The 13,740-nt window shown below is 56.0% G+C and carries 8 protein-coding genes, 2 tRNA genes and 3 rRNA genes; all 13 read right to left on the reverse strand.

The annotated features are described in order from the left end of the window. Window positions 1–68: 68 nt before the first annotated feature. Window positions 69–2,369 (reverse strand): PqiB family protein, encoded by a 2,301-nt coding sequence (locus tag LK03_RS02340; RefSeq protein WP_038410904.1) that lies wholly within the window; start codon window positions 2,367–2,369, stop codon window positions 69–71. Further along, window positions 2,362–2,985, reverse strand: a complete 624-nt coding sequence (locus tag LK03_RS02345; protein ID WP_038410905.1) for a paraquat-inducible protein A — start codon at window positions 2,983–2,985, stop codon at window positions 2,362–2,364. The genes LK03_RS02340 and LK03_RS02345 overlap by 8 nt, the downstream gene beginning before the upstream one ends. Beyond that, the gene (locus tag LK03_RS02350) at window positions 2,972–3,631 is read right to left on the reverse strand and encodes a paraquat-inducible protein A (protein ID WP_038410906.1); all 660 of its coding nucleotides are present in this window, start codon (window positions 3,629–3,631) and stop codon (window positions 2,972–2,974) included. Before LK03_RS02350 ends, LK03_RS02345 begins: the two co-directional genes overlap by 14 nt. A 150-nt stretch (window positions 3,632–3,781) precedes the next feature. Beyond that, window positions 3,782–3,897, reverse strand: a 5S ribosomal RNA gene (gene rrf, locus LK03_RS02355). Between the two features lie 128 nt (window positions 3,898–4,025). Further along, window positions 4,026–6,917 (reverse strand): 23S ribosomal RNA (locus tag LK03_RS02360). A 265-nt stretch (window positions 6,918–7,182) separates the two neighbouring features. Beyond that, window positions 7,183–7,258, reverse strand: a tRNA-Ala gene (locus LK03_RS02365). Window positions 7,259–7,282: 24 nt separating this feature from the next. Next, window positions 7,283–7,359 (reverse strand) — tRNA-Ile (locus LK03_RS02370). 86 nt (window positions 7,360–7,445) lie between these two features. Beyond that, window positions 7,446–8,982, reverse strand: a 16S ribosomal RNA gene (locus LK03_RS02375). The 16S, 23S and 5S rRNA genes sit together here with 2 tRNA genes alongside, the layout of an rRNA operon. Window positions 8,983–9,470: 488 nt before the next feature. After that, entirely contained in the window at window positions 9,471–10,082 is a 612-nt protein-coding gene (msrQ, locus tag LK03_RS02380) for a protein-methionine-sulfoxide reductase heme-binding subunit MsrQ (protein WP_038410907.1), read from the reverse strand. Further along, entirely contained in the window at window positions 10,082–11,095 is a 1,014-nt protein-coding gene (gene msrP, locus LK03_RS02385) for a protein-methionine-sulfoxide reductase catalytic subunit MsrP (protein WP_038410908.1), read from the reverse strand. The genes msrQ and msrP overlap by 1 nt, the downstream gene beginning before the upstream one ends. 77 nt (window positions 11,096–11,172) lie before the next feature. Then, window positions 11,173–12,024 carry a CDP-diacylglycerol--serine O-phosphatidyltransferase gene (pssA, locus tag LK03_RS02390; RefSeq protein ID WP_038410909.1) on the reverse strand — a complete coding sequence of 284 codons (852 nt, stop codon included), beginning with the start codon at window positions 12,022–12,024 and terminating at the stop codon, window positions 11,173–11,175. 151 nt (window positions 12,025–12,175) lie between these two features. Next, window positions 12,176–13,192: a ketol-acid reductoisomerase gene (ilvC, locus tag LK03_RS02395; protein WP_028695162.1), complete on the reverse strand. Its 1,017-nt coding sequence runs from the start codon at window positions 13,190–13,192 to the stop codon at window positions 12,176–12,178. A 56-nt stretch (window positions 13,193–13,248) separates the two neighbouring features. After that, entirely contained in the window at window positions 13,249–13,740 is a 492-nt protein-coding gene (gene ilvN, locus LK03_RS02400; protein ID WP_038410910.1) for an acetolactate synthase small subunit, read from the reverse strand.

The raw sequence follows: 13,740 nt of genomic DNA on the forward strand, positions 1-13,740 counted from the left end.
TTTTTTGTTGTCTGCAATTCGGTTCTGATTCGCTACCCGGCGCGATGGCCGGGTAGCAGGTTGCCGTTCTATTTGGCCAGAGGAATCTTCGGCGCCCACTCCAGCCATGGGTCTTCGGCTTTGTCGAATAGCGCGAAGGTCTGATTCGGTCGGGCCGGATTGCCCATCTGCTCCCCTTCGGGCGTGGCGAAGGCGATACCACCATCGATCAGGGTCTCGACGGACTCGGTACGCAAGGTGGCACCTTTGATCAGCCCCCAGTCGAAGCCAAAGCCGCTGCTGTTCCAGAAACGGCTCCCGCCACGCACCAGTCCAGCGTAACGCGGCTCGATCAACACGTGAATCAACACGCGATCAGCGCTTTGCCCCAGTTCATAACTGGTCACCTTGCCGACCTTGACCTCGCGGTAGGTGACCGGCACACCTGGCTTGATCGAACCGCGTCTGGCGGCGCTCAGCGTCAGCGGCAGGCCCACTTCGGCCTCCTTGACCACCGGGGCCTCGGACAGCGCGATGAAGTCACGCTGTGGCGCCTGCACCCTGGCTGCAGGTTTGACCTCCAGATACTGACCGCCCACCAAGGTATCGAGGTTCTCGGTACGCGCCAGGCCGAACGCTGGCTTGACGACCCAGAACTGCGTGCCGACTCGGGCAATGCGCTCCGGCACCTCGGTGATACGTGCACGCAGCAACACTGCCTGCAGGTCGGCGGTAAGATCGACGCTTTCGATACTGCCCACTTCAAGGCCGCGGAAGCGGATAGGCGTACCCGGCTTGAGACCGTCCGCGCGTTCGACCCGAATGGTGATCAGGGTGCCCGCACGGTTCGCGGCCTCCTGATTCTCGTGCAGGCGGAAACGCGGAATGTGCCGCTTCAGGGGCACGTTGGCCTGTGGCGTATCGAAGGTGATACCTCCGGCCATCAGTGTTTGCAGTGATTCACTCTGGATCTTGATTCCTGAAAGACCGCCCGTGAGCGTGATGCCACTGGAATTCCAGAAACGCGTCGAGCCATTGACCAGGTGCTGGTATTCCTTCTCGATGTGTACGCCAATCAGAATCCGCTTGCTGTCGCGCGCGAACTGATAGCTCTGCACATTACCTACTTTGACCTGCCGGTACATCACCGGACTGCCCACCTCGACCGAACCCAGCGTATCGGCGAACAACACCAGGTGCAGACCTGGAGCCTTCAGATCGAGCGGCGGCGCTTTGGCCCTCGCCTCGAACTCCCGCGACGGCGCAGAACCTTTTTCCCCAGGGCGAATGGCAATGTAGTTACCCTTGACCAGCGCCTCGAGCCCAGTGATACCCGCCAGGGAAATCGATGGTTTGACCACCCAGAACTGGGTGCCGGAAACCAGGAAGTCTTCAGCCAGCGGGTCCATGGTCAACTCGGCAGTGGCGCCGGTGAGGTCTTCATCGATCTTCATTGTCTTCAGCGAGCCGACCTGGATGCCTTTGTACATCACCGGTGTGCGTCCGGCCTGCAGGCCCTCGAAGTCCGTCAGCTTGAGCTTGATGCGAATACCTGCCTGGGCAGCATCGAAGTCTTCATACAGGCGAAATGGCAGACTTGGATCGGTCGGGGGACTGTCCTTGCGATGCTCCGGTGTGGCGAACGCAATGCCGCCGGAGACGATGCTCGCCAGCGACTCGGTGCGCACCTTGACCCCTGACAGGTCGGCATTGATGCTCACCCCACTGGCATTCCAGAAGCGCGTGTGTTTACGCACCAGATTGGCGTACGCGGGCTGGATGAAGATCTTGATCTCGACCATGTCCTGGTCTTCCAGAAGGCGGTAGCTCTTCACGCGGCCGACCTGGATCTGCTTGTAGAACACCGGGCTGTCGCGATTGAGCGACCCTAGACGCTCTGCCTTGAGCGTAAGGTGCAGGCCGGGTTCGTTGTCCGATAAAGGCGGCGCCTCCGACAGCGCCGTGAAGCGCTTGACCGGCTCGCCCTTGCCAGGATCGATGGCAATGTAGTTGCCCGATACCAAGGTTTCCAGGCCCGAGATGCCCGCCAGGGAGACACTTGGCTTGACTAGCCAGAAGCGCGTACCGGTGGTCAGGTGGTCCTGCGCGGCCTTGTTCATCTCGATGGTGGCGATCACCCCGGTGTTACGCCCCTCGTCGTCGAGCACCAAGGATTTGACCTTACCGACCGACATCCCTTTGTAGATGACTTCGGTTTTATTGGCGACGATACCCTCGCCCGTCTTGAACCGCACCTCGATTTCCACACCGGCGTCGCGATAGGCCTGAAAGGCCAGCCAGCCGCCAATGAACAGGGCAATGAGCGGAAGAATCCAGATGGCCGACCAGTTTGAAGCGGGGCGGGTTTTAGCCGTAGGCAAATCACTCATGGTCGTCATCCGACTCCGTGTTATCCCAGATCAGACGGGGATCGAAAGTTAACGCTGCAAACATGGTCAGGATCACCACGCTGGCAAAGGCGACAGCGCCTAGATTGGCTTCGACACTGGCGATGCGGCCGAAATTCACCAACGCCACGAGGATGGCAATGACGAAGATGTCCAGCATGGACCAGCGCCCGATGAATTCGATGAAGCGATACATCCAGATTCTCTGCCGCGCCGAAAGCGGTTGATGGCGCTGGACCGAATACAACAACAGGGCAATGCCGATCAACTTGAACGTAGGCACCAGGATACTGGCCACGAACACTACCGCAGCGATCGGCAGCATGCCGTGCTGCATCAGGGCAATGACCCCTGACATGATCGTATCCGGCGTGCCCTGGCCCAGACTGCTGACGGTCATGATGGGCAGCACATTGGCTGGGATATAGAGAATCATCGCCGCGAAGAGCAACGCCCATGTGCGCGTGATGCTATTGGGTCGCCGCTCGTGAAGGATCGCACCGCAACGACTGCAGTGCCCCAGCCGACCTTGTGCCGGAATGCGATTGAGCTCATGGCACTCATTGCACACGACGATCCCTGCATCAATCGCCCGCATGCACGTCCTCTCCCGACAACGCGACCCATATTTGATGGGGTGACATAACGACCTCCAGCCACACCTGTACCAGCAACAGGCCAACGAAGCACACCAGGCCCAAGCCGATGGTCAGTTGAGCCATGTCGACCAGTTTGACGATTGCGACCAGCACACCCATCAGGTAGACCTCCAGCATTCCCCAGTCACGGACGTGGTGGTAGATGCGATAAATGAACAGACCGTAACTACGACCTACGTTCAGACGGATGCTGAGCAGTACTGCGAGCTGGCAGGTCAACTTCAGCAGCGGGATGGCCATGCTGCAAAGAAACACCACCACGGCAATACCGCGCATGTCCGAGTTGTACAGCCCCAGTACACCGCTCCACACCGTATCTTCAGACGTCTGGCCCAGCAGGTGCAATTGCATGATGGGTAAGAAATTCGCGGGAACGAACAGTAGCAGCGCCGTCAGTACCAACGCCAGGCTGCGGTTGACGACGTTGTGACGCTGGGCGTACAGCTCGTAGCCACAGCGTGGGCACTGAGCCTTCTCGTCTTTGCGCAGTACCGGCTTGTGCATCAGCAGGTCACATTCGTGACAGGCGATGAGCTGGTTCAGCGGCATTTCGCTAAGCACAGGCTGATCAACGGATTCGGACATGATTGGCTTCTGCAGAAGTACGTCGGCTGTATTCTAGTGATCCGACATCAGATACGGGAGATGGCTCCCTGGCGTCGGGCGCGCGGGGTATTGTGCCAGAAAAGACAAAACCCCTACCTGCTTGCGCAGATAGGGGTTTTGCGAAATGAATCTTGACGATGACCTACTCTCACATGGGGAAACCCCACACTACCATCGGCGATGCATCGTTTCACTGCTGAGTTCGGGATGGGATCAGGTGGTTCCAATGCTCTATGGTCGTCAAGAAATTCGGTAGCCGGTGCGTTCTGAGAACGTGCCAGCGCATTCGGATATGTGATGTCTGTGAGCTGCGAATTTTCGGTTTCAGCGTCTTCACCACCACAATCTGCGTTGCAGATTGCTTGGGTGTTATATGGTCAAGCCTCACGGGCAATTAGTATGGGTTAGCTCAACGCCTCACAGCGCTTACACACCCCACCTATCAACGTCGTAGTCTTCGACGGCCCTTCAGGGGATTCAAGATCCCAGTGAGATCTCATCTTGAGGCAAGTTTCCCGCTTAGATGCTTTCAGCGGTTATCTCTTCCGAACATAGCTACCCGGCAATGCCACTGGCGTGACAACCGGAACACCAGAGGTTCGTCCACTCCGGTCCTCTCGTACTAGGAGCAGCCCCTCTCAAATCTCAAACGTCCACGGCAGATAGGGACCGAACTGTCTCACGACGTTCTAAACCCAGCTCGCGTACCACTTTAAATGGCGAACAGCCATACCCTTGGGACCGGCTTCAGCCCCAGGATGTGATGAGCCGACATCGAGGTGCCAAACACCGCCGTCGATATGAACTCTTGGGCGGTATCAGCCTGTTATCCCCGGAGTACCTTTTATCCGTTGAGCGATGGCCCTTCCATACAGAACCACCGGATCACTAAGACCTACTTTCGTACCTGCTCGACGTGTGGGTCTCGCAGTCAAGCGCGCTTTTGCCTTTATACTCTACGACCGATTTCCGACCGGTCTGAGCGCACCTTCGTACTCCTCCGTTACTCTTTGGGAGGAGACCGCCCCAGTCAAACTACCCACCATACACTGTCCTCGATCCGGATGACGGACCTGAGTTAGAACCTCAAAGTTGCCAGGGTGGTATTTCAAGGATGGCTCCATGAGAACTGGCGTCCCCACTTCAAAGCCTCCCACCTATCCTACACAAGCAAATTCAAAGTCCAGTGCAAAGCTATAGTAAAGGTTCACGGGGTCTTTCCGTCTAGCCGCGGATACACTGCATCTTCACAGCGATTTCAATTTCACTGAGTCTCGGGTGGAGACAGCGCCGCCATCGTTACGCCATTCGTGCAGGTCGGAACTTACCCGACAAGGAATTTCGCTACCTTAGGACCGTTATAGTTACGGCCGCCGTTTACCGGGGCTTCGATCAAGAGCTTCGCTTGCGCTAACCCCATCAATTAACCTTCCGGCACCGGGCAGGCGTCACACCCTATACGTCCACTTTCGTGTTTGCAGAGTGCTGTGTTTTTAATAAACAGTCGCAGCGGCCTGGTATCTTCGACCGGCATGAGCTTACGGAGCAAGTCCTTCACCCTCACCGGCGCACCTTCTCCCGAAGTTACGGTGCCATTTTGCCTAGTTCCTTCACCCGAGTTCTCTCAAGCGCCTTGGTATTCTCTACCCAACCACCTGTGTCGGTTTGGGGTACGGTTCCCGATTGTCTGAAGCTTAGGAGCTTTTCTTGGAAGCATGGCATCAACCACTTCGTCGCCTAAAGGCAACTCGTCATCAGCTCTCGGCCTTAAGATCCCGGATTTGCCTAAGATCTCAGCCTACCACCTTAAACTTGGACAACCAACGCCAAGCTGGCCTAGCCTTCTCCGTCCCTCCATCGCAACAATCGGAAGTACAGGAATATTAACCTGTTTTCCATCGACTACGCTTTTCAGCCTCGCCTTAGGGACCGACTAACCCTGCGTCGATTAACGTTGCGCAGGAAACCTTGGTCTTTCGGCGTGCGAGTTTTTCACTCGCATTGTCGTTACTCATGTCAGCATTCGCACTTCTGATACCTCCAGCAAGCTTCTCAACTCACCTTCACAGGCTTACAGAACGCTCCTCTACCGCATCACCAGAGGTGATACCCGTAGCTTCGGTGCATGGTTTGAGCCCCGTTACATCTTCCGCGCAGGCCGACTCGACTAGTGAGCTATTACGCTTTCTTTAAAGGATGGCTGCTTCTAAGCCAACCTCCTAGCTGTCTAAGCCTTCCCACATCGTTTCCCACTTAACCATGACTTTGGGACCTTAGCTGACGGTCTGGGTTGTTTCCCTTTTCACGACGGACGTTAGCACCCGCCGTGTGTCTCCCATGCTCGGCACTTGTAGGTATTCGGAGTTTGCATCGGTTTGGTAAGTCGGGATGACCCCCTAGCCGAAACAGTGCTCTACCCCCTACAGTGATACATGAGGCGCTACCTAAATAGCTTTCGAGGAGAACCAGCTATCTCCGAGCTTGATTAGCCTTTCACTCCGATCCACAGGTCATCCGCTAACTTTTCAACGGTAGTCGGTTCGGTCCTCCAGTCAGTGTTACCTAACCTTCAACCTGCCCATGGATAGATCGCCCGGTTTCGGGTCTATACCCAGCGACTAAACGCCCTATTAAGACTCGCTTTCGCTACGCCTCCCCTATTCGGTTAAGCTCGCCACTGAATATAAGTCGCTGACCCATTATACAAAAGGTACGCAGTCACCTAACAAAGTAGGCTCCCACTGCTTGTACGCATACGGTTTCAGGTTCTATTTCACTCCCCTCTCCGGGGTTCTTTTCGCCTTTCCCTCACGGTACTGGTTCACTATCGGTCAGTCAGTAGTATTTAGCCTTGGAGGATGGTCCCCCCATATTCAGACAAAGTTTCTCGTGCTCCGTCCTACTCGATTTCACCGCCAAGAGATTTTCGTGTACGGGGCTATCACCCACTATGGCCGCACTTTCCAGAGCGTTCCACTAATCTCAAACCGGCTTAAGGGCTGGTCCCCGTTCGCTCGCCACTACTAAGGGAATCTCGGTTGATTTCTATTCCTCAGGGTACTTAGATGTTTCAGTTCCCCTGGTTCGCTTCTTGCACCTATGTATTCAGTACAAGATACCTAGGTTATCCTAGGTGGGTTCCCCCATTCAGAGATCTCTGGATCACAGTCTGTTTGCCGACTCCCCAAAGCTTTTCGCAGGCTACCACGTCTTTCATCGCCTCTGACTGCCAAGGCATCCACCGTATGCGCTTCTTCACTTGACCATATAACCCCAAGCAATCTGGTTATACTGTGAAGACGACATTCGCCGAAAATTCGCGTGCTCAAGGAGCACTCACAAATTTTACCTTAGCCTGATCCACCAGCAGTGAAACTGGTGTTCAGTCTATTTCTATCACATATCCGAATTTTTAAAGAACGATCTGACAAAAGTCAGAAATCAACATTCACTTCACTCGCTACCCGAGTGGAATGTTCATTTCTGTATTCTGAACAGTGCGACGATCAAGCGTACACTTCAGCAAAAGGTGGTGGAGCCAAGCGGGATCGAACCGCTGACCTCCTGCGTGCAAGGCAGGCGCTCTCCCAGCTGAGCTATGGCCCCGTATCTCTAGGCTGCACCATGAAATGGTAGGTCTGGGCAGATTTGAACTGCCGACCTCACCCTTATCAGGGGTGCGCTCTAACCAACTGAGCTACAGACCTATAACAGGGTCGCGTTACAGCATCGTCTTCGTACAAAGAATCAAGCAATTCGTGTGGGAGCTCATCAGCAGGCTGATGTCTTCGATTAAGGAGGTGATCCAGCCGCAGGTTCCCCTACGGCTACCTTGTTACGACTTCACCCCAGTCATGAATCACACCGTGGTAACCGTCCCCCCGAAGGTTAGACTAGCTACTTCTGGTGCAACCCACTCCCATGGTGTGACGGGCGGTGTGTACAAGGCCCGGGAACGTATTCACCGCGACATTCTGATTCGCGATTACTAGCGATTCCGACTTCACGCAGTCGAGTTGCAGACTGCGATCCGGACTACGATCGGTTTTGTGAGATTAGCTCCACCTCGCGGCTTGGCAACCCTCTGTACCGACCATTGTAGCACGTGTGTAGCCCAGGCCGTAAGGGCCATGATGACTTGACGTCATCCCCACCTTCCTCCGGTTTGTCACCGGCAGTCTCCTTAGAGTGCCCACCATAACGTGCTGGTAACTAAGGACAAGGGTTGCGCTCGTTACGGGACTTAACCCAACATCTCACGACACGAGCTGACGACAGCCATGCAGCACCTGTGTCAGAGTTCCCGAAGGCACCCATCCATCTCTGGAAAGTTCTCTGCATGTCAAGGCCTGGTAAGGTTCTTCGCGTTGCTTCGAATTAAACCACATGCTCCACCGCTTGTGCGGGCCCCCGTCAATTCATTTGAGTTTTAACCTTGCGGCCGTACTCCCCAGGCGGTCAACTTAATGCGTTAGCTGCGCCACTAAAATCTCAAGGATTCCAACGGCTAGTTGACATCGTTTACGGCGTGGACTACCAGGGTATCTAATCCTGTTTGCTCCCCACGCTTTCGCACCTCAGTGTCAGTATCAGTCCAGGTGGTCGCCTTCGCCACTGGTGTTCCTTCCTATATCTACGCATTTCACCGCTACACAGGAAATTCCACCACCCTCTACCATACTCTAGCTTGCCAGTTTTGGATGCAGTTCCCAGGTTGAGCCCGGGGCTTTCACATCCAACTTAACAAACCACCTACGCGCGCTTTACGCCCAGTAATTCCGATTAACGCTTGCACCCTCTGTATTACCGCGGCTGCTGGCACAGAGTTAGCCGGTGCTTATTCTGTCGGTAACGTCAAAACAACCAGGTATTCGCTGATTGCCCTTCCTCCCAACTTAAAGTGCTTTACAATCCGAAGACCTTCTTCACACACGCGGCATGGCTGGATCAGGCTTTCGCCCATTGTCCAATATTCCCCACTGCTGCCTCCCGTAGGAGTCTGGACCGTGTCTCAGTTCCAGTGTGACTGATCATCCTCTCAGACCAGTTACGGATCGTCGCCTTGGTGAGCCATTACCTCACCAACAAGCTAATCCGACCTAGGCTCATCTGATAGCGCAAGGCCCGAAGGTCCCCTGCTTTCTCCCGTAGGACGTATGCGGTATTAGCGTCCCTTTCGAGACGTTGTCCCCCACTACCAGGCAGATTCCTAGGCATTACTCACCCGTCCGCCGCTGAATCGAAGAGCAAGCTCTTCTCATCCGCTCGACTTGCATGTGTTAGGCCTGCCGCCAGCGTTCAATCTGAGCCATGATCAAACTCTTCAGTTCAATACTGCTTGGGTTTTTAAGAAACCCTAAACTTGGCTCAGCAATCTCAAATGACTATGTGATTTCTCGCATGGCCACTTGTGATGCTGATAATCTATGCGACGATCAGTCCGTACTCACAAGCACCCACACGAATTGCTTGATTCAATTTGTTAAAGAGCGTTTGGTTAAGAGTCTTTCGTCTCAATCGAGGCGCGCATTCTACGCTTTCCTCTAAGTCTGTCAAGCGTTTATTTCGAAGTATTTTGCGAGAATCTCGTTCAACTTCAAACACTTGGCTCGCTGCGATCACTCGTAGCGGGAGGCGAATCATACAGCGTTAAACACCGCTGTCAACCACCTTTTTCACCGCTGCCGATCAGCAGATCGAAGCACCTCCAGCACCGCCAGAACATCTAACTCGTTGAAACTCAAGGAGTTTTCCGCTCCGTTTGCCCCGGAAGTGGTGCGCAGTATAAAGAGATTCCGAGAAGGGTCAAGCACTTATTTCAAGAAAGTTGAGACACGCGTGGTCGCACTCTCTTTATGCGCTTGGCCACCGCTGGTAACCGCAACAACATGAGCACCAGACCCACTGCTGCATAGACCGACCATTCCGCCAGATCCGATCTTACGATCCAGAGGAAATGCACGAGCCCCAGTACCACAATGGCATAGGTCAGCTTATGCAGCTTCTTCCACCGCGCGCCAAGCCTGCGCTGGCTGTACCGATTGGAAGTGATCGCCAGTACCAGCAACCCCAGAAGAGCGATCGAGCCCACGATGATGTAAGGACGTTTGCTCAACTCCACGGCCAGCTGGGCGAAATCCAGACCAAGAATGAATACCAGATAGGCCGACAGGTGCAAAACGATGTACGCAAAGCTCCAGAGGCCCAACTGTCGGCGCGACACGATCCAGCCAGCCCACCCGGTTATGCGCTGCAACGGAGTCATGGCCAAGGTGATCAGCAAGAAGATCAATCCACCCAATCCCAGCCGGTCGACCAGAATCTTGCCTGGGTCGGGCCCCAGCATTTGCATGGCCGCCTGATAGAGCCACCACAATGGAAAGCACGCGCTGAGCACGAAGATTGCCAAACGGAACCATGGATAGCGCATCAGTAGTTCTTCCGCAGGTCTAACCCACTATAAAGAGAGGCAACCTCTTCCCCATAGCCGTTGAACATTTCCGTGCTGCGCACGTTGGGACTGAACAACCCACTCGGCAAGCGTCGCTCCCGCGCCTGGCTCCAGCGAGGATGGTCAACCTCAGGATTGACGTTGGCATAGAAGCCATACTCGCTCGGCGCAAGGCCCTGCCACGTAGTGCCGGGTTGCTGCTCGACCAGACTGATGCGCACGATCGACTTGATGCTCTTGAACCCGTACTTCCATGGCACCACCAAACGCAGCGGCGCCCCGTTCTGGTTCGGCAGTTCGCGCCCATACATACCAACGGCAAGCAACGCCAGCGGATTCATGGCCTCATCGAGACGCAGCCCTTCCACATAGGGCCAGTCGATCAGCGCAAAGCCTGAACGCTGCCCCGGCATGCTTTCAGGATCGCGCAAGGTCTCGAAGCGAACGTAGCGTGCTTTCGAGGTGGGCTCGACGCGCTTGAGAATGCCGGCCAGGGGAAAGCCCAGCCACGGAATGACCATCGACCAGGCCTCGACACAACGCAATCGATAGATGCGTTCTTCGAGTTGGCTCTGCTTGATGAGGTCTTCGAGCCCATAGCGCCCCGGCTTGCCGACCTCGCCGTCGACCACCACGCTCCAGGGTTCTGTTTTCAGACTGCCGGCATTGTCGGCCGGATCGCCCTTGTTGGGGCCGAACTCGTAGAAGTTGTTGTAATGGGTAGCGTCTTTATAAGGGGTGATGGCCTCGTCACCTGCGGTGACAGCGCCCCAGCGTGCCTGCGCTAACTTGTCAGAGAACCACCCAGGCGCCTTGCCCGGGTCAACCCCGGCATAGCGCGCGGTGTCAGCGGCCCTTGCCCCAGCCGGCAGTGAGGCGATGGCAAGGCCGGCCAGAGAACTGCCCAGTAACGTGCGGCGAGACAGGTACACCCGTTCAGGGGTGATCTGTGAAGAGGAGCAATCGGAGGATCTGGGTATCTTGATGAGCATGACGGCCCCATAGCCAGGTAGAGAAGGTACCTATAAGACTATGGAGCCGAAGCGTTATTCCCGCACGCTTATGATTGTCAAATTTTGCGACGGCGACTGCGTATCAGGAACTGGACCGGCCCGGAAACGGCATAGCCGAGGAAGATCAAGAGGAGAATTCGCGGCGGGTCGCTGAAAACGACCGCGAAGACCAAGACAACCGCCAAAATCGCCACGAAAGGCACGCGTCCTTTCAGATCCAGCTCTTTGAAACTGTTGTACTTGATGTTGCTGACCATCAGCATGCCAGCGGCGGCAACGATCAACGCAACCAGGAACGATAGCTTGGACCCCTGGATACCGTAGTCACTGAAGGCCCAGACGATGCCCGCGACCACACCTGCCGCTGCAGGACTGGCCAGGCCAATGAAGTAGCGTTTGTCGGCCGTGCCGACCTGGGTGTTGAAACGCGCCAGACGCAGCGCTGCACCGGCCACATAGATGAAGGCCACCATCCAGCCGACCTTGCCCATGTCACCCAGCGCCCAAACGAACGCCAGCAATGCCGGTGCCACGCCGAAAGCAGCCATGTCCGACAGGGAGTCGTATTCAGCGCCAAAGGCGCTCTGGGTGTTGGTCATACGGGCGACGCGACCGTCCAGGCCGTCGAGCACCATGGCCACGAAGATAGCGATTGCAGCGAAAGCGAAGTACTTGCTGGCTTCGCGAGGGTCGCCTGCACTCATGTAACCGTGAGCGCTGATCGAGCTGATGATGGAGTAGAAGCCGGCAAACAGATTGGCGGTGGTGAACAGATTGGGCAGCAAGTAAATGCCGCGATGACGAACCTTGCGCCCTTCGGCGTCATGCCCTTCTTCAACATGTTCATCGACAGGTAACAGGCTATCGGCGTCGGAGGGCGTGTTCGGCTCTTCGGGACGTTCGCTCATGAAAAGGTACCTTGCAACAGAGTGGAAAACGTTCGACATGGGCCTGCGCAGCAGGTTCTGAGTGCAGGCCACCGGTCAGCTTTATACCAGATGCTGCCCGCAGAACGAAAAAACGCGGCCTGGGCCGCGTTTTTCGTGGGATCGAAAAAGCTTAGTTCTTCGATTTGTCGACGATCTTGTTCGCCGAAATCCACGGCATCATCGAACGCAGCTGCTCGCCGATCACTTCGATACCGTGAGCGGCGTTGTTGCGACGCTTGGCGGTCATCGACGGGTAGTTGGTGGCGCCTTCGCTGATGAACATCTTCGCGTATTCGCCGTCCTGGATGCGCTTCAGAGCATTGCGCATGGCCTTGCGGGATTCTTCGTTGATGACCTCAGGACCGGTGACGTACTCACCGTACTCGGCGTTGTTGGAGATCGAGTAGTTCATGTTGGCGATACCGCCTTCGTACATGAGGTCGACGATCAGCTTCAGCTCGTGCAGGCACTCGAAGTAGGCCATTTCAGGCGCGTAGCCTGCTTCGACCAGGGTTTCGAAACCGGCTTTGACCAGCTCGACGGTACCACCGCACAGAACGGCCTGCTCACCGAACAGGTCGGTTTCGGTTTCGTCCTTGAAGGTGGTTTCGATGATGCCGGTACGACCACCGCCAACACCCGAGGCGTACGACAGGGCGACGTTCTTGGCGTTGCCCGAAGCGTCCTGGTAGATGGCGATCAGGTCAGGAATGCCGCCGCCTTTGACGAACTCGGAGCGCACGGTATGGCCCGGTGCCTTCGGCGCGATCATGATCACGTCGAGGTCGCCACGTGGAACGACCTGGTTGTAATGGATGGCGAAGCCGTGGGAGAAGGCCAGGGTAGCGCCCTTCTTGATGTTCGGCTCGATTTCCTGCTTGTACAGCTGGCCCTGGAATTCGTCCGGGGTCAGGATCATGACCAGGTCGGCGGCAGCGACGGCGGAAGCGACGTCGGTCACTTTCAGGCCGTGGGCTTCGGCCTTGGCAACGGTGGCCGAACCTTTACGCAGACCGATAGTGACGTCTACACCGGAGTCCTTCAGGTTGCACGCCTGAGCGTGGCCCTGGGAACCGTAACCGATGATGGCGACTTTCTTACCCTGGATGATGGAAAGGTCGCAGTCTTTATCGTAGAAAACTTTCATGAAAATACCCCTGGTTATATCTCGACCCCTATGGGGCCATCGCTAAATGTGTTGAATCAGATACTCAGAACTTTGTCGCCGCGCGCTATGCCGGTCACACCGCTGCGTACCGTTTCCAGGATCGAGGTCGTGCCGATAGCCTGGATGAAGCTGTCCAGCTTGTCGCTGGTGCCACTCAGTTGCACGGTGTAAACGCTGGAGGTCACATCGACGATTTGCCCACGGAAGATATCGGTGGTGCGTTTGATCTCGGCACGCTGCGCGCCGGTCGCCTTGACCTTGACCAGCATCAGTTCGCGCTCGATGTGAGCGCTCTCCGACAAGTCGACCAGCTTCACAACCTCGACCAGTTTGTTGAGGTTCTTGGTGATCTGCTCGATCACTTCGTCGTGTCCAACGGTGGTCAGGGTCAGCCGGGAGAGACTCGGGTCTTCGGTCGGCGCGACCGTGAGGCTTTCAATGTTGTAGTTGCGCTGGGAGAACAGGCCGACCACGCGAGACAGGGCACCGGGTTCGTTTTCCAGCAGCAGGGAAATGATATGCCGCAT

It is taken from the genome of Pseudomonas cremoricolorata, from assembly GCF_000759535.1.
GTDB classification, from domain to species: Bacteria; Pseudomonadota; Gammaproteobacteria; order Pseudomonadales; family Pseudomonadaceae; genus Aquipseudomonas; species Aquipseudomonas cremoricolorata_A.